Here is a 21,290-nt window from a genome sequence, read left to right on the forward strand (position 1 = left end):
GCGGGCCCTACCGGGCGGCGTCCTTGGTGAGCTGCCGGTACCAGTCGTCGTACGGGTGGTTGGTGGCCGGGTAGTTGACCAGCGGATCGGTGGCGAGGCCCGCGTTGTCGAAGTCCCAGCCGCGCACCACGTGGCCGCTCTTGCGCGCGGCGACCAGAAACTCGGATTCCTTCGCCGGAGCCCCGTAGAACAGCCCGTCCTGGAGTTCGGCCGGATCGCCCTGCTGGTATTCGTCGAACGCCACCTGCTGGTACTGCACCCGTCCGCCGCTGACGAGATCCGTGGAGTAGCGCAGGGTTTGCGCCGGCGTGGACCCGTCGGCGCCGGTGGTGACAGAGATTCGCCCCGCGTTCGCCTTGTCGTAACGAGGATCGGACGTTTTCGCGTTGCCGGTCCAGGTCACTGTCTCGCCGGAGAGCGTGCCGCGCCACTGCCAGTTCTGGTTGTTCGCCTGGCTGCGGTGGATTTCGCGGATCCCGGAGCTGGTGAACGCGACCGTCGGAAGCACCCCGTTGTCGTACTGACGGCTCGCAGACCAGCGGATTTCGCCGTCCGCGCCGAGCTGTCCGGTGTGGTACCAGAGCGTGGTGGCGCCTGGCGACTGGTGCACCTCGACGATCCGGCCGGAGTCGTCGAGCGCGACCGCGGGCGTCTGGCCGCTGTCGTAACGGCCGTGGCGCTGCCAGGCGACGCGCCCGTCGGCGCCGAGTTGCCCGGTCCAGTACCAGAGCGCGCCGCCGCCCGAGTCGTGCACCTCCACGACCTGGCCGCGGCTGTTGACCGCGACCGCCGGGTGGTACCCGACATCCCGCCGATACGCCGCGCGCGTGCCGCCGTCGCCCGAGAGCAGCGGGAGCACCTTGCCGCGCAAGGAATCCGTGGTCGCGCCGGTGCGGTAGGCGGCGGGGGAGAGCAGCCGCGGCCCGAACGCGGCACTCAGCTCGGCGTTGACCGCGCCGAGGTTCCCGGCGGCGAACGAGTCGTTGTCGGTCAGGTCGTCCTTCAGATCGAGCATCACGACGATCGGCGCGGCGTCCGGGTGCGCGGCGGACCAGGTGTTCACCACGGCGAGCCAGTCCCGGAGGCTGTCGGACGCCGGGTTGCCCGCGTGGTCGACGAGGTCGCCCGGCGAGCTGTGGCCGATGCCGTAGTCGCGGCGGGTGGCGTAGCCGTTGTCGTGGACGTCGAATTCGATGAACCGGACACCCTGGTCGAGCTGGTAGGAGATGGATCCCTTCGCGCCGTCGACATTGCCGGAGTAGCTGTTGTGCGTGGCGGCGAAGATCGTGCCGGAGAAGGGCTGCGCGGCGTTCGCGGGTGCGCCGCCCAGAGCGGTGACAGCTGCGGCGGCGACCGCGATCGTGCGTAAACGGTGCATTCGGACCCCCAGGTCAGACGGACAACCGGCGAAATACTGGCGATCTTGGCAGGGATTCATGGCATCTTCTCCTGATGCGGGAAAACGACGAGGAAACGTTCGCCGGCCACGTGGCCGAGCTGCTGTCCGGTTTGCCCGGAGTCGAAGCGGTGGCCCTGGGCGGTTCGCGGGCGCGCGGAACCCACCGGCCGGACAGCGACTGGGACTACGCGGTGTACTACCGCGGCGCGTTCGACCCGGACGACCTGCGCGCGCTCGGCCTGCCCGGCGAGGTGTCCGGCCTGGGCGAATGGGGCGGCGGGGTGTTCAACGGCGGCGCGTGGCTGACCGTGCGGGGGCGGGCGGTGGACGTGCACTACCGCGACCTGGACGTGGTCGAGCACGAGCTCGAGGAGGCGGAGAAGGGCCGGGTCCGCTGGGAGCCGCTGGCGTTCCACCTGGCCGGGATCCCGACCTACCTGGTGGTGGCGGAGCTGGCGCTGAACCGGGTGCTGCGCGGGGAGTTGCCGCGTCCGGGGTACCCGGAACTGTTGCGGGAGAACGCCCCCGGGTTCTGGCGTGCTTCGGCGGCGCTGACTCTGGAGTACGCGAAGACGGCGTATGTGCGGCACGGGCGGGTCGCGGAGACCGCGGCTTCGGTTGGGGTGGCGGCGATGCAGGCCGGGCACGCGGTGCTGGCCGCGCGCGGGGAGTGGGTGACGAACGAGAAAACCCTGCTGGAACGGGCGGGGCTGCGCGGGCTGGACGACGTGGTGGCGGGGATGGGGCACGACCTGGCGGGGGCGTTCGCTACGGCCTGCGCGTTGCTCGGGCAGGCGGGCGGAGTCGCGCAGTCCGGAGAAAAACCCTGACGGCGCAACAGTTTCCGTGCGCGAAACCCCGCGCGGCGGCACGGATCCGTTTCATTCCGCCAGTTTCGGGTATATGACTTCGGCACGCGGCGGCCGCCGCGCCGTGGCGAGCCGCGCGTGCTGAACGGAGGAACGGTTTATGCCACAGTCCGAGCCGATCGCGAAAGATCCGGACAAGGGATACGTAGCGCTGCTCGGCTGGTCGCTCAACGCGGTCGAGGCGCTCGACCGGTTCGACCGGCGCTATGTCGTGGTCGCCCCGGACTGGGCGGAGAAGTACTGCGCCGAGCACGACATCCCGTACCTGTCGTGGAATTTCGAGCGGCTCAACGACCGTTCGATGGAGATCGCCGAGATCCTGCACGAGGAGGGCGTCGACGTCGCCATCCCGCTGTTCGAGGAGACCGTCGAATGGGCCGGGGCGATCAACTCGGTGCTGATGGACAACCCGCGCCTGTTCGGCCAGGCCATGCTGCTGCGGGACAAAGCGCTGATGAAGCGGCGCGCGCAGCTCGGCGGCATCCGGGTGGGGATCTTCGAGGAGGCGCACGCGCGCGACGACGTCGTCCGTTTCCTCAAACGGGTCAACCAGACGCTGCTCAAGCTCGACGGCGACCCGAACGACCCCATCCACCTCAAGGCGTTCGACAAGGCGGGCTGCCTCGGCCACCGCGTCATCCGCACCCCGGACGAGATCGACTCGATCCCGGAGGAGGAGTTCCCGGTCCTGATGGAGTCGCATCTGGACGGATGGGAGTTCGCCGTCGAGGCGTGGATCCACAACGGCAAGGTCAAGTTCCTGAACATCTCGGAGTACGTCACGCTCGGCTACTCGGTGTTCGTCCCGGCGACCCCGGAGCTGGAGAGATACCGGCCGCAGATCACCGCCCAGATCGAGAAGCTGGTCAAGACCTTCGACATCGAGTTCGGCTTCGTGCACCCGGAGTACTTCGTCACCAGCGACGGCGAGATGTACTTCGGCGAGGTCGCCTACCGGCCGCCGGGGTTCAAGGTCTTCGAGCTGCTCGAACGGGCCTACGGCTTCAACGCCTACCAGGCGCTCGTCCTGTCCTTCGACCCGAAGACGACCGAGGAGGAGATCGACGCCTTCTTCCCGAGGGAGGTCGCCGACGCGACCGGCGTCGCCGGCTGCTTCGGCGTCTACCCGCGCCGCCGGGTGGTCAGCGAACTGCAGATCCCGCAGCAGACCGAGGACGACGACTACTACGAGTCACACGATCTGACCGCTCCGCTGGAAGCGACGGTGACGAAGAGGACCGCGTTCGGCACGCACTGGGGTCTGCTGTACTTCTTCGGGGACGATCCCTACCGGATGCGAGACCTGCTGAAGGCGCAGGAAGAACTGGACTTCTACGTCTGAGCACGGACGAGTCCGCCACCCCGACCGAAGGAAGCACTTGGAGCCGAACGCCGACGTCACCGGCACGACTGCGACGCTGGCCAAACGCGTGGCATCGCTCGACGACGCTGTCTCGGCCATGGCCGGGACCCGCGACTTCGGCAAGCACACGAAGCTGCGGCGGGTGCTGGAGGCGCTGCGGCGGGTGCTGCTCCAGCCGGACGGCGCGGCCGCGGTCCGGGCCAGGGCGCGGGCGCTCGAGGAGGCCGGGGTCTTCCAGGGCACCGACTGGGACACCCCGGAGATCCTCATCCCCGCGCTGGTCGGACCCGGCCTGCACAGCGAGAACACCGACACCGTGGTGATCGAGGCGACCAGCGAGCTGCGGATGCTCGCGGTCGCGTGCGGCGACTACGAGCATCCGACGCTGTCGGCCGAGGACGCCCGCGTGTTCCTGTCGCAGGTGCTGGGGGCGAACCTCGAACTGCTGTTCACCCCGCCCAGCGAGGCCGAGCGGACCAGGCAGGGCCGGACCGCGCAGCTCATCCGCGACCTGCTGCGGTACCTCGCCGACCAGATCGGCTACGACAGCATCCTGGACAAGGTGGTCGAGGAGATCTGGCGGATCCTGCGGCAGCGCCCGATCCAGGTCGACCAGGTCAAATCGCTGATCACCCGGATCTCGATCTACCGCGGCGACCCGGACGTCGACCTGGGCGGATCCTCGGTGCAGGGGCTCGACCGGCTGATCACCAGCCTGTTCGGGACCACCGAGGCCTGCCGGGAGGACCCGGGCGTCGAGGTCTTCCGGTCCCGGCTCGAGGCGATGGACGCGGCGAGCCTGCAGTACGAGGCGGCCGGGTTCGCCCGGGCCATGCACGACACCGGCCTGGTGTCGCCGTACCACGCCGAACTGCTGCGGTACCTCGCGCACGAAAGCGACTACCTCCTCGGCGAAGCGCTCGGGTTGTCCGACGTGGGCCGCAACTGCCTGATGCGCTACCACGACCTCGTCCACCGGCTGATCGAGGAAGCCGTGCACCCGCAGACCGCGCAGTGCGTCTACGGCCTCGCGCTGCTGCTCGACCGCGGGATCCTCTACGAGCCGCCGGTCGTGCCCGCGCTGTGGCGGCAGCTGGCGCTGGAGCTGTCCACCGCGGCGCGGGAGCGGCTGACGCTCGTGTTCGGCGACCAGCCGAGGCCCGAGGCGCGGCTGGTCGCGGGCGTGCTCTCGATGCTGGGCCAGCCCCTCGGCGTCGGGCAGGGCGACAACCCGACTTGCCAGTCGGCGCGCGCGTTGTCGATGTGGGCCTACAACGACCCGGACTACCTGCTGCAGGTCGTGGTGTGGGCGGCGCGCGACGACGAGGTCGTCATGCATTTCGAGGGACAGCCGGTCTCGTCGAAGGAAAGCGGCGCCGGGCTGTCCGCCGGGCTGCCCGCGGACCTGGACCCGGTGTCGTCGCTCGTGGTGCCCCATCTCGACCGGATCTACGCCGAGATGGGCCGCCGCTGCGCCGACCGCCCCGGCGACCCGCACCGCTGGGTCAACCCCGAGTTCCACGGCTGGTGGGCGGCGCGGGGCTTCCGGATCAACGTCGACGTGGCCACCGGCAAACTGGTCGACCCCGACGATTTCCTGCGCCAGTTCCACGCGAGCTACCACCCGTCCTACAACGGCGAGCAGCCGCTGATCCACCCGCAGCCGGCCGGGATCGCGGTCACCGACAGCGCGGCCCGCTACGTCGGCTGGCACGCGATCACGATCCTGCGCACGGCCCCGGATCCCGAGGACGTCATGCGGGTGTACTTCTACAACCCGAACAACGACAGCGGCCAGGACTGGGGCGACGGCGTCGTGGTCTCGACGGCGGGCAACGGCGAGCGGTTCGGCGAGGCCTCGCTGCCGTTCGACCAGTTCGCGTCGCGGTTGTACATCTTCCACGTCGATCCCCGGGAGCACGGGGAGCCGGAGAAGGTGCCCGCGGAGGACGTCGCGCGGATCCTCGGTTACGTCGAGCGGAGCTGGGGCGCGGACCGGTTGCCCGCCGGGACGTTGCAGGCGGCGCCTCCGCGGACCTGACGCCCGTCAGCCGAGCGCGGCGTCGAGGGCGACCGCGGCGTCGATGAGCGCCAGGTGCGTGAAGGCCTGCGGGAAGTTGCCGAGCTGCTCGCCGGTCGGTGCGATCTCCTCGGCGTAGAGGCCGACGTGGTTGGCGTAGGTCAGCATCTTCTCGAACGCCGTGCGGGCCTCCTCCAGCCGTCCGGCGCGGGTCAGCGCGTCGACGTAATCGAAGCTGCACAACGAGAACGTGCCCTCGCCGCCGGCGAGCCCGTCCGGGGACGCGACCGGGTCGTAGCGGTAGACCAGGCTGTCGGTGACCAGATCGGCCTTGATCGCGTCGAGCGTCGAGAGCCACAGCGGGTCCTTGGCCGGGAGGAAACCGGTGCGGGGCATGCGAAGCAGGGCCGCGTCCAGTTCGTCGCCGGCGTCGTGCTGGACGAAGGCGTTGCGCGTGCGGTGCCAGCCGCGGCTGAGGATCTGGCTGTGGATGCTGTCGCGCTGCCAGGTCCAGTCCTCGACCGGGGCGGGCCGGCCGTGCGCGTCCGCCAGCCGGATGGCGCGGTCGAAGGCGACCCAGCTCATCAGGCGGCCGTAGGTGAAGCGTTTCCGGCCGCCGCGGGTTTCCCAGATGCCTTCTTCGGGCTGGTCCCAGTGGTCGCCGAGCCAGTCGAGCGCGGCGCGGAGCGCGGTCCAGCCCTGGTGCGGCAGCTCGAATCCCGCGCGGTCGGCGGCGAAGACGCTGTCGAGGGCTTCGCCGTAGATGTCGAGCTGCAGCTGCCCGGACGCGGCGTTGCCGATCCGGACCGGGCTCGACCCGCGGTGCCCGGACCAGTGCGCGAGGCGTTCCTCCCGCAGGTCCGACGTGCCGTCCACCCGGTACAGGACGGCGAGCGGCCCGCTGTCCCCGCCGTCGCCTTCGCGGATGCGGTCGCCGAGCCAGGCCCCGAACCGGGCGGCCTCCTCGGCGAATCCGAGCGCCAGCAACGCCGAAACCGAGAACGACGCGTCGCGGACCCAGGTGTAGCGGTAGTCCCAGTTGCGTTCGCCGCCGATCCGCTCGGGCAGTCCGAGGGTGGGCGCGGCGACCAGCCCGCCGGTCGGGGCGTAGGTGAGCAGTTTGAGCGTGATCGCCGAACGGGCCACGGTTTCCCGCCAGCGGCCGCGGTAGGAGGAGCGGGCCAGCCAGGCGCGCCACCAGTCCACTGTGGACTCGAAGAGCGCGGTGAACTCGGCGACGCCGATCTCGCGCGGCGGCGCGGCGGCCCCGGTCTCCAGCACGACCCCGCGGACCTGGCCCGCTTCGAGAGCGACCCGGAGACGCACGTCCTCGCCTTCGACGCGCGCCTCGGCGAGGCGGTCGTCGCCGGGCTCGCGAACCGCGTGCAGCACCAGTGACATGCCGGGCGCGGTGAAAACGGCTCCGTTGTTGACGAGCATCGCCCGGTGCGGACGGCGGCCGTAGTCGAAGCGGGGCGCGACCAGCACGTCGAAGGTCATCCGGCCGCGGACGCAGCGCACGAGCCGGGCGATCCGGCGCCGTTCGGCGGGGGCCTGCCCGCACGGCGGCATGAAGTCGACGACCTCGCCGATCCCGTCCGGTCCGGAGAACCGGGTGATCAGCACCGCGGTGTCCGGGTGGTACATCTGCGAGCTCGCGCAGGCGCCCGCCGGGCGGATGCGGAACCGGCCGCCGCGCTCGTCGTCGAGCAGGGCGCCGAAGACCGACGCCGAATCGAACCGCGGCGCGCAGAACCAGTCGATCGACCCGTCGGTGGTCACCAGCGCGGCGGTCTGCAGGTCGCCGATCAGCGCGTGCTCGGCGATCGTGGTCTCGGTCATGGGTTTCTCCCTCGGGGCAACGGGTTTCCTCGTCCGCACCGTCGCCCGGGCGGCCCGCGGCCGCCTCATCCGCGCGGGGTGAGGTGGCCCGGCCGCCGCCGCGCCACCGTGTGCGGCACCCGAAGAGGAAGGCCCGCCGATGATCGTGCTGCCCCTGGCCCTCGCCCAGTTCGTCGCGAGCTACGCGGCCACCACCATGACCGTCGCCGTCAGCGCCGTCGCCGCGGATCTCGGCACCACCGTGCTCGGCGTGCAGACGGCGATCACGGTGTTCACGCTGACCATGGCCTCGCTGATGGTGCCGGGCAGCAAGCTGAGCGATCTGCTGGGCCGCAAGAGGTGTTTTCTGGCCGGACTGGCGGTCTACGGTGCCGGCGCGCTGCTGGCTTCGCTCGCGCGCGGGCCGGGGACGCTGCTCCTCGGCTACTCGCTGCTGGAAGGGATCGGTTCGGCGCTGATGATCCCGCCGATCTACATCCTGGTCACCGTGTCCAGCCCGGACCTGGCGGCCCGCGCGCGGGCGCTGGGCGTGGTCAGCGGGGCGGGCGCGCTCGGCGCGGCGGCCGGTCCGCTGCTCGGCGGCGTGGTCACGACCTGGCTCGGCTGGCGCGCGTCGTTCCTGCTGCAGGTGCTGCTGGTCGGCCTGATCGTCCTGCTTGCCCTGCGGATCGCCGAACCGCCCGCGCCGCCGCGAGGGAAGGGGTTCGACGTAGGCGGCGCTGCCCTTTCCGCGGCGGGTCTGTTCTTCGTCGTTTTCGGTGTCCTGCAATCCGGTTCGTACGGCTGGCTCGTTTCCCGGGCGGACTTCGCGGTCGCCGGAGCGGTGCTGATCCCGGCGGGAAGCATCTCGCCGGTATGGCTGTTCGCCGGGATCGGCGCCGCGCTCCTGGTCCTGTTCTTCTTCCACGTCCGCGCGCGCGAACGGGCCGGGCGGGAACCGCTGGTGCCGTCAGGGCTTTTCCGCGACCGGATCACCGGGCTCGGCTTGGCGACCCAGCACGTGCAATGGCTCGTCCTGCAGGGCGCGTTCTTCGTGGTGGCCGTCTTCTTCCAGGAGGTCCGCGGCTGCGACGCGATCGAAACCGGGCTGATGCTGACTCCCGCGACGATCGGCATCCTCGTCGCTTCGGCCGCCGCGGGCCGGATGGCGCGGCGGCACTCCCAGCGATGGCTGATCCTCGCCGGCTTCTTCCTCGCCTTCGCCGGATTGCTCCTCGTGCTTGTGCTGGTGCGCGCCGACTCGGGCGTGGCGAGCGCGGTGCCGGGGCTGTTCCTGCTCGGCGCCGGGGTCGGGATCATGCTCACGGCGTCGGCGAACCTGGTGCAGTCCCGCTTCCCGGATTCGGCCCAGGGCGACATTTCCGGGGTGTCGCGCAGCGTGTCCAACCTCGGCTCGTCGGTGGGGACCGCGCTGGCCGGGTCCGTTCTCGCCGGGACGCCGCACCTGGGCGACCGGTCCTTCGCGCTCGCCTTCGCGACCTTGAGCGTCGCGGCGGCGGCCGGCCTCGTCGCCGCCCTGTTCCTGCCTGCCCCGGAATGACCGGTCCGTTGTGGACGGTCGGCGGCGGCGCACCGCGGCCGCGATCACCCGCAGCACCGCGCCCAGCACGACCAGATCGGCGACCATCTGGATGGTCACCAGCACCCGGGCCGTCGCGGAAACCGGGGCGATGTCGCCGAATCCGACCGAACTGAACACCGTGACCGCGAAGTACAGCGCGTCGGTGCGGGTCAGGCCCGCGTTGAAGGAACCGGGACGGTCGTGGCCGAGCACGTAGTAGCCGTCGGCGAACAGCAGCAGGAACAACGGGACGACGAGAGCCAGCGCCTGGACGCCCTGTCCGGCCGGGAACGGCGAGCGCAGGATCATCCGCACTTCGCCGACGACCAGCAGCACCAGGAGAGCGAGCCCGGCGAGCAGCACGGCCAAGGTCAAGGGCCGCACCGGCTGGCCGACCGGGAGCAGGTAATAGAGGCAGACCAGCGCGGTGACCGTGAGCAGCGGCCGGAGCACCGCGAGGCGGACGAACCGCCACCGCAGCGAGGCGGTCACGGCGCGAGCGCCTTCCGCATCAGGGTCTGGTACTCCGCGTCGTCGATGACGCCGTCGTCCAGCAGCCGCCGGGCTTCGGCGATCTGGGCAGCGCTTGTTGTGTCCGATGTGGACGCTGAGCGCAGGTAGCCGGCGAAGCGCCGTTCGACGGCTGCTTCGCGGACACGCCGCCGAGTTCGCAGGCGCCGGCCCTCGATGCCGAGGTAGAGCAGGACGCCGAGGACCGGCAGCGCGAGCATCAGCAGGGTCCAGCCGGCCTTGGCCCAGCCGGAGGCGCCGGAGCGGTAAAGGTCGCCGACGGCCACGAACAGCAGGCCGAACCAGGCGACCCAGCAGAAGAACACCAGCATCGTGGCCATCAGGTTCCAGAACGGGTACTCCGCGCTCGCCAGGGCCATGACTTCTCCTCGCCGGGGATCGGGGCCGGACGACGTGCCGGCCGGTGCCCGGCCCACCCGACCGGATCGCGGACGCGCCCGCCTCGCCCGCCGGGGGTGGGGCGGGCGCTATCCGGCGAAGTCGGGGACCTCCGCGTCGAGGAGCCCGCGTTCCCGCGCGACCGAGACCGCTTCGCGGCGGCTGCGGACGGCGAGCTTCGCGTAGATCCCGCGGACGTGGGTCTTGACGGTGTTGGGCGAGACGGTCAGGTCCTCGGCGATCTCGTCGATCGACCGCTGGGTCGGCAGCAGCCGCAGGACGCCGCGTTCGCGTTCGGTCAGCGGCTCCGGCATCGGCGGGGTGCGCAGCCGGCGCCGCACCGCGAGGATCTCCCCGGCGAACCGTTCGCCGCCGCCGAGCGCGCCGAGCCGGCCGGTCAGGAACCGGACGAGATCGGGCGGGGCGAAGACGAACGGGAACCGGATCCCGGCGGGTTCGGCCGCGCGCAGGGCGTCGTCGAGCAGCCGGGCCGCCCGTTCCGGCGCCCCGGCGGCCAGCGCGGCCTGCACCGCGACGAGCGTCGCCTCGACCGCGGCCCACGGGAGCGTCATGGGCGCTTCGTCCTCCGTCAGGGCGCGCAGCACGGAACTCGCCGCGTGGTGGCGGCCGAGCCGCAGCTGGGTCCGGGCGCGCACGAGCAGTTCCTCGCCCGAACCGGCGAGGGCGGGCGCGGCCCAGCGAACGGCCTCCTTGGCCTGGCCGGCCGCTCCCAGGCGCAGCGCCGCGCGGTGCTCCAGCACGGCGCACAGGACCGCGTGGCGGGCCGGGCAGGACCGGCCGGTTCCGAGACGGCGGCGGGCCCGGCGCATCCGCCGCAGCCCGGAGTGCCAGCCGCCGAGTTCGAATTCGGCGGCGCCGCGCAGGGTTTCCGCGAACAGCCGCAGGGTGCGGGCCGCCCGCGCGGGTGCGTCGCCGAGCAGCTGCCGGGCCCGTTTCGCGTGCGTGACGCAGTCGGCGGGCTCGCCGCGCACCAGCGCCCCGTACGCCAGCAGGGCCGCTGTTTGCGCGCGCTGGAACGACTGCGGGGAATCCTGGCGCGGCCGCACTGTCCCGGCGAGCCGGTCCATCGCCGGGTAATCGCCGTCGTGGCAGGCGATTTCGGCGAGCGCGGCCAGACAATGGGCGACCGTGAACTCCTGCCCGAGTTCTTCCGCCGCGGCCAGGAGATGTTCCAGGGCTCGCCGGGCTTCTTCGCGCTCGCCGCGAATTGCGAGCGCGCCGGCCCGGTGCGCAGCCGCGAGGACGGCTAGCTCGGTCTTGAGCCCTTCGTCGATCTGCTCCGCTGCGCGCTCAGCCTGCGCCGGGGTGCGGTCGAGCTGGGCGAACCGGGACTGCGCCAGCTGCCGCAGAACGGTCAGCTCCGCGGTCGGCTGGTCCGGCCACGCGGCGTCCGCCCAGGCGAGCCGGAGGCAGGCAGCCGAGGTCTCGGCGGCTTCGAGGCTCAGCGCGGCCGAGATCAGCGCCGCCAGCGGATCGGCGGCGACCCGCCGGTCTTCGACCGCGGCGAGCGCCAGGCGCAGGACCTGGTGTTCGCCGGCGAGCAGCAGCGGGACGGCGTGCGCGCGCAGCAGCTCGCCGACCCGGCCGGGATCGCCCGCGCGGACGCTGTGCAGCAAGGCGGACGCGGGCCGGTCGTGCGCGGCGAACCAGCGCGCGGCCGTCGCGTGCAGAGTCCGCGCGCGGTCCGGGGCCCGCCGTTGCAGTTCCGCCCGCAGGTAGGTGCGCAGCAACGGCGTGACGCGGCGGTGCGGCGGAGTGCCGCCGGAGTCGACCGCTCGAACGGACGGCCCGCTCAGCTCGTGGAGCATCGCCTCCGCGTCGGCTCGCCCGCACAGCACCGGAGCGAGCCCGGCCGGGACGTCGTCGCAGACGCTGATCGTCCGCAGCAGTTCCCGCTGCGCCGCCGAAAGCGGGGCGAGGACTTCGTCGGTCAGGTAGGCGAGCGCGGCGCTGTCGCGTCCGGTGTCGAAGTCCCACAGGCTGCCGTGCCGGGACGCGGACGCCGCCGCGAGGCGCAGCCCGGCCGGCCAGCCCCCGGTCCGGTCGACCAGCGGCGCGACCTCGTGCGGGGGGATCGCCGCGTCGGCGGCGAACAGCGTTTCCGCCTCCCCGGCGGTGAAGCGCAGCCGCTCGGCCCCGATTTCGACGAGCCGATCCGCGAGCCGGGCCCGGCCCAGCGGCAACGGCGGCTCCCGCCTGCTCGAAACCGCGAGGCACAGTCCCGCGGGCTGGTGGCGCACCAGCGCCCGCAACCCGCGCCACGGCTCCGGCGAGGTGATCTCGTGCGCGCTGTCGAGCACGAGCACGACGGGTTCGCTGAGCGTGTCGAGCGCGTCGGCGAGTTCGGCCAGGAACGCGAGATCGGTGCTCGGGGACTCGGGCACCGCCAGGAACCGCAACGGATCGCCGTCCGGGAACCGGCCGCAGCGGCCGAGCGCTTCGAGGACCGCGGACCAGAAAAGCCGGTCGTCGTTGTCGTCGGCGTCCGCGGACAGCCAGGCGACCGCCCCCCGGCCCCGGCGGCGCGCCCATTCGGCCAGCAGCACGGTCTTGCCGAACCCGGCGGGGGCCCCGACGAACACGATGGCGGCCTCGGCCGCGCGATCGAGGACCGCGAGCAGCCGCGGCCGCGACACGAGGTCCGCGGGCGGACCGGGAACGGCGACCTTCGCCCTCGGCACTTGTCTTCGGAGCGAGACGTCGAGGCGTCGGCGCATGCGCAATTCTCCTTCGCGGTCGGTTCCGGGCGATTCCGGCGGATTTTGCCAGGCAAGAAGAGCGGCTCATCCGCTGCGGGCGAGGAAAACGGCGTCCGGCGGCAGAATCGTGGGCCGGGTGAAAATACGCGGGAATTCCTCGGCGGGCGGTCGGCCGCGATTCGCCTGCACACAGTTTTTCTGGCTCGGGCCGGGCGAGGTCGTGGTGCTCGACCTGGTGCGGACGGGCTCGGTCAGCACTGGGACGGCGGTGCTCGGACTGACCGCGGCGCTCGCCGCGCTGGTCTCGCCCGCCCGGATCCGGACCGGCCTCCGCGCCGGTGCGGACCTGGTGGCCCGTCTGGTCTTCCTGCCGCCGCACGGCTGGTCGGCGTTCGTGGTGCTGCTCGATCTGGTGCTCGTCGGCTTCGCGTGGCACGCGGCCGGGCGGGACGGGGGCCGTCGATGAGCGGGCCTGCCGTTCTGGGTTCCCGGGGCCGCGCGAATTACGTTTTCCGCGGCCGCGGCGCCATTCCGGGAGGAGCTGCCGAAAGCGCCGCCGATTTCCGGGACGTGCTCGTGGTCCCCGTTCCGCCGGAAACGATTGTGTTCGGCACCGTCGCCGATCCGGGCGACCTTCCGCGAATCCTGCGCCGGCTCGAATCCCTCGGGATGCACGTCGGATCCGTCCACCGGGTCCGCGAACTCCCCCGGACGGAGCACCGCGCGCCCGGGTGAGGCGCGGGCGGTCCGTCACGACCCGGCCGCCGCGACGCGGCCGAGCCGGATCGCCTGCCGCAGCGCGGCGTGGTCGCGTTCGTTCTGGTCGGCGCAGGCCGTCGAGAATTCCCGGACGGCTTCGGCGAAACCCGGACCGGAGCCGAGGTACGCGGCGATCGCGAGCGCGTCGCCGGTGCGCGCGTGCGCCTTGGCCACAGTCCACCCGCACAGCCGGGCGTTCGCCCGCAGGACGTCCGGGGTCATCGTCGCGACGTCGCCGGCGCTCCGGTCGTCGCGCAGCCGGCCGACGTGGAAGTCGCGGGCCGGGCCGTCGAATCCGGGGGAGCGGGCCCAGCCGAGAAAGACGTCGCCCGCGGCTTGGATCAGCCGCTGTCCGGTGACGACCCGCCTTCCGGGATCGTCCGGCGCGGCGCCGCCGGTGTATTCCTGCAGCACTGATGGCCGGGCTTCCTTCAGCCGAAGGAGAAGCGGGTCCCCGGTGTCTGTTCGGACGAGCAGGGCGACCCAGCATCGGGCCCCGGAACCGGCTGGGCCCGGCACGGTGCGCGCCGCGTCGGCCAGCCGGTAGCGGTCCAGCACGGCCCGTCGCGCGGGGCCGAGCGTGCGCCGGTAGCGCCGGAGCACGGCGCAGAGGCGATCAGCGAGCGTCGCCGGATCGCCGTCCCCGCCGAGCCGGCCCGCCGCGACCGCCCACGGCGCGCGGGCGGCGAGCCTCAGTGCGCCGTCGCGGATTTCGGTGTGCCGGAAGGCGGCGCGTCGCCGGGCTGGGCCGAGGCGGTGTGCCGCCACCGTGCGCAGCGTCCTGGCGTCCGGAGGGGCGAAGAAGATCTCGAGCGGGGTGCGGCGCGCGAACTCGTGCATCGCCAGCCGGTACGCCTCGACCGCGGCCAGCACTGTGCGCCTGCGCTGCCCGGCGGGGTGCCCGATCTCCCGTCCGGTGACCTCGAAGCTCGCGGCGAGTCGTTTGACGTCCCATTCCCAGGGCGCGCGCAGGGTCTCGTCGAAATCGGCGAAGTCGAACACCAGCCGGCGGCCCTGCGCGGCGAACAGGCCGAAATTGGCCAGCTGGGCGTCTCCGCAGGCCTGGACCGCGAATCCGGTCCGCGGCGTGGCGGCGAGATCCGCCGCGGCGGGCAGCGCGGCGCCGCGGAAGTACGCGAGCGGCGAGGCGGCCAGCCGGGTGTAGCGCAGCGGCAGCAGTTCGGGGACCCGGCCGGAATCCTGGCGTGCCAGCAGAGCGAGGGGATCGGCGCGCCGGACGGCGTCGGGGAATTCCGCGTGGCGGGCGGCGGGCACGGCGACGCGTGCGGCACGGGCGTGGGCGATCCGCACGCCGGTGTCCTTGTCGGTGAAGGGCATGGGACGGATCGTCGGCCCCGGAACCGGACGGCGGCGTCGCCCGCCGGGGGTGAAGCGGGGTCATCCGGGACGGGTGACGACGGAACGCGGGCGGGTCCGCAGAATGGGCCGTGGAGGTGCGGTCCGCCTCTCGCGGGACCGCGGCGACGTTCGGGGGCGCCGCCGCGGTCCCGCTTGCGCCGCAACGGCGTTCGCCCGGAATGGCGAGCACAATGGACCGAACGGACGCGTGCCGCCGGTCCGGCACGCGAACGGGCCCTCGCCGATCGGTTCGGCGAGGGCCCGTTCACGCGCGCTAGAGCCGCTCGGGCTCCGGGGATTCTCCGAAGGCGGCGCGCAGCCGGGCTTCCTCCTCATCGGACAGATTGGTCGTCAGCAGCGAGGCTCCGGTTTCCTTGAACGGCTCGGCGACCCGGTCCAGCACGGCGTTGTCCGACATGACGAACAGTGCCGACGTGCCGGGGGTGACCTGGGTCCGGACGGTGTCGACGAACTCCTCGTCGATCCCGACGTGCCGCAGCGATCCGGTCAGCGCGCCGATCGCCGCGCCGACGGCCGCGCCCAGCAGCGGGACGAGGAAGATCAGGCCGAACAGCAGGCCCCAGAACGTCCCGCCCAGCGCGCCGGCCCCGGTCAGCGAGCCGAGTTCCTTGGTCTTCGGCTTCTTCCGGCCCTCGGGCCAGCTCACGCGCGCCGCGTCGGCGATCGAGATCAGCTGCCGCTTCTGCAGCCGCTGGAGCAGATCCAGTGCGTTTTCCGCGCCGTCGACGGTCGGGAACCTCCATACGGTCAACGTGGCCATGACGTCTCCTCGCTCCGGGATCGGTGGTCCGCCGCACTGTTTCCCGTCCGGCCGGCCGCGGCTTCGCCCGCTCCGGGTGAAAGCCCGGGACGCCGCGGCCCCCGATCTCACCTGAGGCGGGCGAGGCCCGGCGGCGCGGGAGCCGACCATGATCGCCCGGGTCCGCAGCCCCTCGACGAACGAGGAAGAGACCCATGACCGAACGCATGCACCCCCCGGCCGCGAACGCCGGAGCCCGGCCGCCGCTCCCGCCGGAACGGGCCGCGGCCCGCGCGCGCCGGGCCGGCTGGATCTGGTTCGCCGGGACGATCACCGTCCTCGCCGGACTCTTCACCGCGGTGGAGGGCCTGGTCGCGCTGGTCGACCGGCACTACTACGTCGTCGGCCAGTCCGGCCTGCTCGTCTTCTCCCTGACCGGCTGGGGCTGGCTCCACCTGATCGTCGGCGTCCTCGTGGTGCTGACCGGGATCGCGTTGTTCGCCGGCGCGCAGTGGGCCCGGGTCTGCACCGTCGCGCTCGCCGGTTTCAACGCGCTGGCACAGCTGGCCTTCCTGTCCGCGTACCCGTTCTGGGGCGCGATCGTGATCGCGCTCGACATCCTGGTGATCTGGGCCGTCATCGTGCACGGAGACGAGGCCGCCGCCGAAATCTGGTGACCCGGCGGCCCGGCCGCCGGTGCTCAGTACAGTCGTGGCCTCGCCCCCGGAGCCGACCGAGGCGGCCGGGGGCGAAGTCTCCCGACAGCCGAGAGGTTCGACGTGCCCGCTCGAACGACGACCCGGTCCCGGCCGGTTCCCGGCGCGAAGGTCGCGGTTCCGCGCCTGCCGGGAATCTTCGTCTCCCGCCCGCGGCTGGACGTGCTGTTGGACCGCGCCGCCGCACGGCCGGTCAGCGTGCTCCGGGCGCCCGCCGGGGCGGGCAAGACCGCGGCGCTGTCCGCCTGGGCCGGCGCCCGCCGCGCGGTCGCCTGGGTGTCCCTCGACGAGGACGACAACGACGAAGGCCGGTTGTGGGAAGCGATTCTCGCCGCGTTGCGGCGCGCCGAGGCCGGGTGCGGCGCGCTGCACCGGTTGCGCCCGCCGCCGCCCGGGCTGCGGCGGGCGTTCCTGGCCGACCTCGACGACGCGCTCGCCTGCCAGGCCGGTCCGGTGCGGCTGATCCTGGACGACCTGCAGGAGATCCGCCGCCCGGAGCCCCTGGAAGCGCTCGCGGCGCTGGCCCGCCACCTGCCGCCCGCACTTCGCCTGGTGCTGTCCACCCGGGTCGAGCCGCCGCTGCGGCTGGCCCGGCTGCAGTTCGAAGACGTGCTGTCCCGGGTGGACGCGGCCGAACTCCGGTTCACCGCGAAAGAAACGGCGAGCCTGCTGCGGGCCGCCGGGGCTTCAGTGGACGACGAGCGCGTCCGGGAGCTCACCGAACGCACCGCGGGCTGGGCCGCGGCCCTTGGCTGGACGGCGGTTTCGGCGCGCGAAGCAGAGGACGCGGACGCGATCGTGGCCTCCGTGACCGGTGACGATCGTGCCGTGGCGCGGTTTTTCTCCGACGAAGTGCTCGCGCACCTGCCCGCGGGCACGACAGAGCTGTTGTTGTGCCTCAGTATCTGCGACGCGGCTTCGGCGACCCTCGCGGTTCGCCTGTCCGGCCGTCGGGACGCTGGTGCGCGACTGGACGAACTTGAGCGCGCGCGGGGCCTGGTCACGCGCACGCCAGCCGACACCTACCGCTTTTTCCCGCTGCTGCGCGGCTTCCTGCGTGCCGAGCTGGCGCGGCGGGACCCGGATCGCGTGCCGCGGCTGCATGGAATCGCCGCACGGTGGCACGCCGGCGAAGGACGGTTCGGGGAGGCGCTCGGGCACGCGGTCGCGGGACACGACCGGGAATACGTCCTGGCGCTGGCCCGGGACCGCGCCGTGCGCCAGGTGCTGGCCGGGGACGGCGAACCGGTGCGCGCCGCGCTCGATTTCCTCGGGAGTGCGACGGTTTCCGCGAACCCGTCGCTGCGGTTGGCGTCCGCTCTCGAGAACATCCAAGGCGGCCGGCTTGCCGAAGCGGAGTCCGATCTCGGCGACGGGGGCGGTGGCGACTGGTGGCCGCTCGCCGTCCGGCATCTGGCCGTGGTCAAGGGAAAACCCCTGGCCGGGGCAGAACCTTCCGCAGCGCGGCACCCGGCGTTGGACGCCTGGGCCCATCTCGATCGCTCGTGGCGTTCGCTGCACCGGGGCGCGCGCCGCCACGCGGGCACGCAGGCGCAGGAGGCGCTGCGCCTGGCGAGCGGCGAGCGGTTGGACCACCTCGTGCTGCACAGCAGGCTGGCACTCGCCGTCGCCAGCGCCATCGGCGGGAAGCACCGCTCGATGCGCCGGGCGTGCACCGGTGCGCTCGCGGTCGCGCGCCGGCACGGCTGGCAGCGGACTCCGGGGGTCGCCGAGTGCCGCTTGTTGCTCGCCTACGACGAACTGATGCGCGCTGAACCAGTTGTCGCCGTAGGTGAACTGGCGCAGGCGGCCTCGGCCGAGGTGCCTGGTTCAGCGCCGTTGCTGACGCCGTTGCGCGAGTTCTTCGAGGGCATCGCGCGTTTCGACGACGGCGACCGGACGGCGGGTTCTCAGCTCATGCGCGCGGCACGCCGGCAGCTTGCGGGCTTGGACCTGCCCCGCGAATTCGTCGGGGTGTGCGCGGTCGCCGAGCAGCACGCGGCGCTCTCTCTCGGCGAAGCGTTGCACGCGACGGAAGTCCTTGCCTGGGCCCAGGATCAGCTGCCGGGCAGCGGCGAACTGGCTGTCCTGCGGATCCGCGCCCACCTCGCCGCCGACGAGACCGGCGCGGCCGAAGCCGTGCTGCGAGAGACCGCGTCGGCGGTCGCGCTGCTTCCCGCCACGCCGGTCGACCGCTGCCTTGCCGAAACCGCGCTCGGCCTGCGCTCGTACCGCCGGACCAAAGCCCTCCAAGCCCTCGACCAGGCCCTCGCGCTCGCCCGGCCGAACGGGCTGGTGCGGCCGTTCGCGCTCGCCGAGCCGCCGGTCCGGGACCTGCTGATCGGGCACTCCGGCGGATTCGGCTCGCTCGACCGGTTCGCGCAGACGGTCCGCGGCGGGCTCGTCCCGCACGCTCCGGCCAGCGACCTGACCGATCGCGAGCAGGTGGTGCTGCGGCGCCTGCCGTCCCAGCGTTCGCTGGACGAGATCGCGTCCGACCTCACCGTTTCGGTCAACACCGTGAAAACCCACGTGCGGGCCATCTACGGCAAGCTCGGAGTGAACAACCGGCGCTCGGCCGTCGTCGCCGCCCGCCGGCACGGCCTGACCTGACGCCGGTCAGCCCTCGTCGCGGCGCGGAGCCGACAGCAGCGCTTCGGCCCAGCGGGCCCGCGGGTCGACGTCCACCAGCAGCGCCTTGGCCAGCAGGGTCGCCGGCACGGCGAGTACCGCGCCGAGCGGGCCGAGCAGCCAGGTCCACAACACCAGCGCCAGTACTGTGACCACAGTGGACAGTCCGACCGAGCCGGCCACGAACCGGGGCTGGATCAGCGATTGCACCACGAAGTTCAGCACGAGGTAAACGGCGAGCACCACGAGCAGGCCGCGCCAGCCGCGGTCGAGGAGCGCGATCACCGCGGGCGGGACCACCCCGATCACGAACCCCACGTTGGGGATGTAGTTGGTGACGAAGGAAAGCAGTCCCCACAGCACCGCCCCGGAAACGCCGAGCAGCGCCAGCGCGGCGGTGTCGAGCGCCGCCACGAGGCCGCCGAACACCGTCGTCACGAGCAGGTACCGCCGCGTGCCCGTGACGAACCCGCGCAACGCCGGGGAAATCCACGGCCGGTCGCGCGCGATCCGGCGCAGCCGTTGCCCGGCCCAGGCTGTTTCGGCGCTGAGGAAGAGCAGAAGAGCGAAGAGGAACGCGAGATTCGTGACCAGCTTGCCCGCGCCCGCGAGCAGAGAACCGGCCAGCCGGACGATTTTTCCGGAATCGACGGAGGAAAGCATGCCGCGCACCTGCGCTTCGCCGACGCCGAGCGTGGCCAGCCCGTCGTGCAGTAGCTCCTCGACCCGCCCGGCGTAGCGCGGGGCCAGTGCGGACAGCTGCGCGACGGACACCACGACGACGAGAAAGAAGGCCAGCAGAACGGCGTAGACGGCGACGGTCAGCACGGCGACGGTCAGCCAGCGCGGGAATCCCTTGCCCCGCAGCCAGGTTCGCACCGGATCGAGGGTGAGCACCACGACCAGAGCGAGAAACACCGGAGCGGCGAACCAGGCGATGGCTTGCACACCGGCGAGCACGACCGTCGCGGCGGCAGCGCCCAGCAGCACGACGAGTGCGCGGGGAAGCGGGGCGCCGCTTGCTTCGTGCTCGGGCAGGACCGGCGGCGGTTGCGCGCCCTCGCCTCGTCGGTCGGCGAGGGCGCGGCGTGCCCGGCGATCCGCGTGTCTGGCCTTGCGGAACCGGCGTGCCGGGAAATCGGTGAACGATGCTCGCACCATGCGAATCCTCCGGAGGCAGACGGCGGGCTCCACTGTGGCGGGGAGCGCGGGCCCGGTCCTCACCCGGTGCGGGCGGGTTGTCCTTACCCGGGTGCGGTTCGCGTTTTTTGTCGGTGGTGCCTGCGATCATGGCTTGGACCGACCGAGGAGGGCACGATGACGGATACTTTGACCGAACTGGCTTGGCTCGAGAGCTATGGTCCGCTGCACGACATCTTCTGTATTTCGTTTCTGCGGGGGCTCGACCCGCCGGAGGTGTTGCGGCGCTTCGGAGCCGCCGCCGGCGAGCGGTTGGCTTTCGCCGAGCTGAACAGCCTGGTCGCGGAATACGTCGGGCACACCCAAGGCGGAAACGGCGGCGGGTACGTCGGCGTGGTGGCGTCCGGGGAGTGGAGCGTGGCGATCGAGCCGTGGGGCTGGCAGGGGAATCTGCCGGAGGTCGTCACCGGGCTGTCGAAGGGAAGCGAGGTCGTGGCGGTCAACCGGCACGACTACGCCGAGGCGCACTTCGTCTACGCGGTGGACGGCACGGTGGTCGCGGGCTTCCTGCCGCGTCAGCCGAGCCAGCGGTACGGCAGCGAACCGGAGCGGTTGACGCCCTGGATGCGCGAGGCCGGGTTGGATCCGGAGCGAGAGGAACGGCCGCCGAACCCGCTCGCGGCGGCGTTCGCGGTGGCGGCCAGGGTGACCGGGGTGAGGTTCACCCCGGAGTTTCTCGAGCGGACGTTGCTGGTGGGGGACATTCGGAGTTAGCCGGTACCTGAGGTTTGGGGCGTGGTTGGCGGATCGGTCGCGTGGACGACGAGTGCGGCGTGGGCGGAGCGGTTCGGTGTTGAGCGTGGTGGTGGGTTGTGCGGTGGTGAGTTGAGCTGTTGCGTGGCGGCGAGTGCGGCGGCTGGCGGAGCCGTTGCAGGGCGAGGGTTTTCGGCAGCCGACCTTGGCGGTTGTCAGCAGATGGGGCAGCGATTCCCGCACGCTGGCGGCGCCCTCGATCCGGGGGTGGTGCCGCCAGTTGAGCAGCCCTGGCGTGGGCCATGCCGGGAGGACGGAGGCGAGTGCGGTGGGGTGAGTTGTTGGGAAGTTCGCGTGGCAGGCTGAACCGTCGGCGGCTGTGAGCCATCATCACTCCGTGCCGTGCCGTGCCGTGCCGTGCCGTGCCGTGCCGTGCCGTGCCGTGCCGTGCCGTGCCGTGCCGTGCCGTGCCGTGCCGTGCCGTGCCGT

General features: G+C 72.4%; 16 protein-coding genes and 1 pseudogene. 9 read left to right on the forward strand and 8 right to left on the reverse strand.

The window, feature by feature from the left end:
* Window positions 1-7: 7 nt before the first annotated feature.
* Window positions 8-1,378 (reverse strand): PI-PLC domain-containing protein, encoded by a 1,371-nt coding sequence (locus ACZ7SW_RS26855; RefSeq protein ID WP_470233111.1) that lies wholly within the window; start codon window positions 1,376-1,378, stop codon window positions 8-10.
* 74 nt (window positions 1,379-1,452) lie between these two features.
* Here ACZ7SW_RS26855 and ACZ7SW_RS26860 point away from each other — a divergent pair, with 74 nt between their 5' ends.
* The 3 genes from ACZ7SW_RS26860 to ACZ7SW_RS26870 all read left to right on the forward strand — a co-directional run bounded on the left by ACZ7SW_RS26860 (window position 1,453) and on the right by ACZ7SW_RS26870 (window position 5,672).
* Window positions 1,453-2,229, forward strand: a complete 777-nt coding sequence (locus ACZ7SW_RS26860) for a nucleotidyltransferase domain-containing protein (protein WP_470233112.1) — start codon at window positions 1,453-1,455, stop codon at window positions 2,227-2,229.
* Window positions 2,230-2,368: 139 nt separating this feature from the next.
* A complete protein-coding gene (locus ACZ7SW_RS26865) occupies window positions 2,369-3,610 on the forward strand; it encodes an ATP-grasp domain-containing protein (protein WP_470233113.1) in 1,242 nt (413 codons plus the stop codon).
* Between the two features lie 37 nt (window positions 3,611-3,647).
* The gene (locus ACZ7SW_RS26870; protein WP_470233114.1) at window positions 3,648-5,672 is read left to right on the forward strand and encodes a hypothetical protein; all 2,025 of its coding nucleotides are present in this window, start codon (window positions 3,648-3,650) and stop codon (window positions 5,670-5,672) included.
* 6 nt (window positions 5,673-5,678) lie between these two features.
* Here ACZ7SW_RS26870 and ACZ7SW_RS26875 read toward each other — a convergent pair whose 3' ends face one another.
* A complete protein-coding gene (locus ACZ7SW_RS26875) occupies window positions 5,679-7,493 on the reverse strand; it encodes a glycoside hydrolase family 15 protein (RefSeq protein ID WP_470233115.1) in 1,815 nt (604 codons plus the stop codon).
* Between the two features lie 139 nt (window positions 7,494-7,632).
* Between ACZ7SW_RS26875 and ACZ7SW_RS26880 the strand changes: the two genes are divergently transcribed.
* The gene (locus tag ACZ7SW_RS26880) at window positions 7,633-9,033 is read left to right on the forward strand and encodes an MFS transporter (protein ID WP_470233116.1); all 1,401 of its coding nucleotides are present in this window, start codon (window positions 7,633-7,635) and stop codon (window positions 9,031-9,033) included.
* 87 nt (window positions 9,034-9,120) lie between these two features.
* On the opposite strand, the pseudogene ACZ7SW_RS26885 reads toward ACZ7SW_RS26880, so the two are convergent.
* The 3 genes and pseudogenes from ACZ7SW_RS26885 to ACZ7SW_RS26895 all read right to left on the reverse strand — a co-directional run.
* Window positions 9,121-9,363 (reverse strand): annotated as a pseudogene (locus ACZ7SW_RS26885) (potassium channel family protein); the annotation flags it as partial.
* 179 nt (window positions 9,364-9,542) lie between these two features.
* A complete protein-coding gene (locus tag ACZ7SW_RS26890) occupies window positions 9,543-9,944 on the reverse strand; it encodes an SHOCT domain-containing protein (protein ID WP_470233117.1) in 402 nt (133 codons plus the stop codon).
* A 108-nt stretch (window positions 9,945-10,052) separates the two neighbouring features.
* Window positions 10,053-12,701 (reverse strand): LuxR C-terminal-related transcriptional regulator, encoded by a 2,649-nt coding sequence (locus tag ACZ7SW_RS26895; RefSeq protein WP_470233118.1) that lies wholly within the window; start codon window positions 12,699-12,701, stop codon window positions 10,053-10,055.
* Between the two features lie 118 nt (window positions 12,702-12,819).
* Between ACZ7SW_RS26895 and ACZ7SW_RS26900 the strand changes: the two genes are divergently transcribed.
* A complete protein-coding gene (locus ACZ7SW_RS26900; protein ID WP_470233119.1) occupies window positions 12,820-13,149 on the forward strand; it encodes a hypothetical protein in 330 nt (109 codons plus the stop codon).
* Window positions 13,146-13,418: a hypothetical protein gene (locus tag ACZ7SW_RS26905; RefSeq protein ID WP_470233120.1), complete on the forward strand. Its 273-nt coding sequence runs from the start codon at window positions 13,146-13,148 to the stop codon at window positions 13,416-13,418. Before ACZ7SW_RS26900 ends, ACZ7SW_RS26905 begins: the two co-directional genes overlap by 4 nt.
* A 15-nt stretch (window positions 13,419-13,433) precedes the next feature.
* Here the strand turns inward: ACZ7SW_RS26905 and ACZ7SW_RS26910 are convergent, their stop codons facing one another.
* Window positions 13,434-14,780 carry a DUF2252 domain-containing protein gene (locus ACZ7SW_RS26910; RefSeq protein ID WP_470233121.1) on the reverse strand — a complete coding sequence of 449 codons (1,347 nt, stop codon included), beginning with the start codon at window positions 14,778-14,780 and terminating at the stop codon, window positions 13,434-13,436.
* A gap of 295 nt (window positions 14,781-15,075) precedes the next feature.
* Window positions 15,076-15,582, reverse strand: coding sequence for a DUF1269 domain-containing protein (locus ACZ7SW_RS26915; RefSeq protein WP_470233122.1), 507 nt, complete (start codon window positions 15,580-15,582; stop codon window positions 15,076-15,078).
* A gap of 194 nt (window positions 15,583-15,776) precedes the next feature.
* On the opposite strand from ACZ7SW_RS26915, the gene ACZ7SW_RS26920 reads away from it, so the two are divergent.
* On the forward strand, window positions 15,777-16,238 hold the full coding sequence (locus tag ACZ7SW_RS26920; protein ID WP_470233123.1) for a DUF7144 family membrane protein: 462 nt from the start codon (window positions 15,777-15,779) through the stop codon (window positions 16,236-16,238).
* Window positions 16,239-16,340: 102 nt separating this feature from the next.
* Entirely contained in the window at window positions 16,341-18,890 is a 2,550-nt protein-coding gene (locus ACZ7SW_RS26925) for a winged helix-turn-helix domain-containing protein (RefSeq protein WP_470233124.1), read from the forward strand.
* Window positions 18,891-18,896: 6 nt separating this feature from the next.
* Here ACZ7SW_RS26925 and ACZ7SW_RS26930 read toward each other — a convergent pair whose 3' ends face one another.
* The gene (locus tag ACZ7SW_RS26930; protein WP_470233125.1) at window positions 18,897-20,069 is read right to left on the reverse strand and encodes an AI-2E family transporter; all 1,173 of its coding nucleotides are present in this window, start codon (window positions 20,067-20,069) and stop codon (window positions 18,897-18,899) included.
* 156 nt (window positions 20,070-20,225) lie between these two features.
* Between ACZ7SW_RS26930 and ACZ7SW_RS26935 the strand changes: the two genes are divergently transcribed.
* Window positions 20,226-20,822 carry a DUF6461 domain-containing protein gene (locus ACZ7SW_RS26935; protein ID WP_470233126.1) on the forward strand — a complete coding sequence of 199 codons (597 nt, stop codon included), beginning with the start codon at window positions 20,226-20,228 and terminating at the stop codon, window positions 20,820-20,822.
* Window positions 20,823-21,290: the final 468 nt, after the last annotated feature.

The organism is Amycolatopsis sp. NPDC114484 (assembly GCF_055633755.1).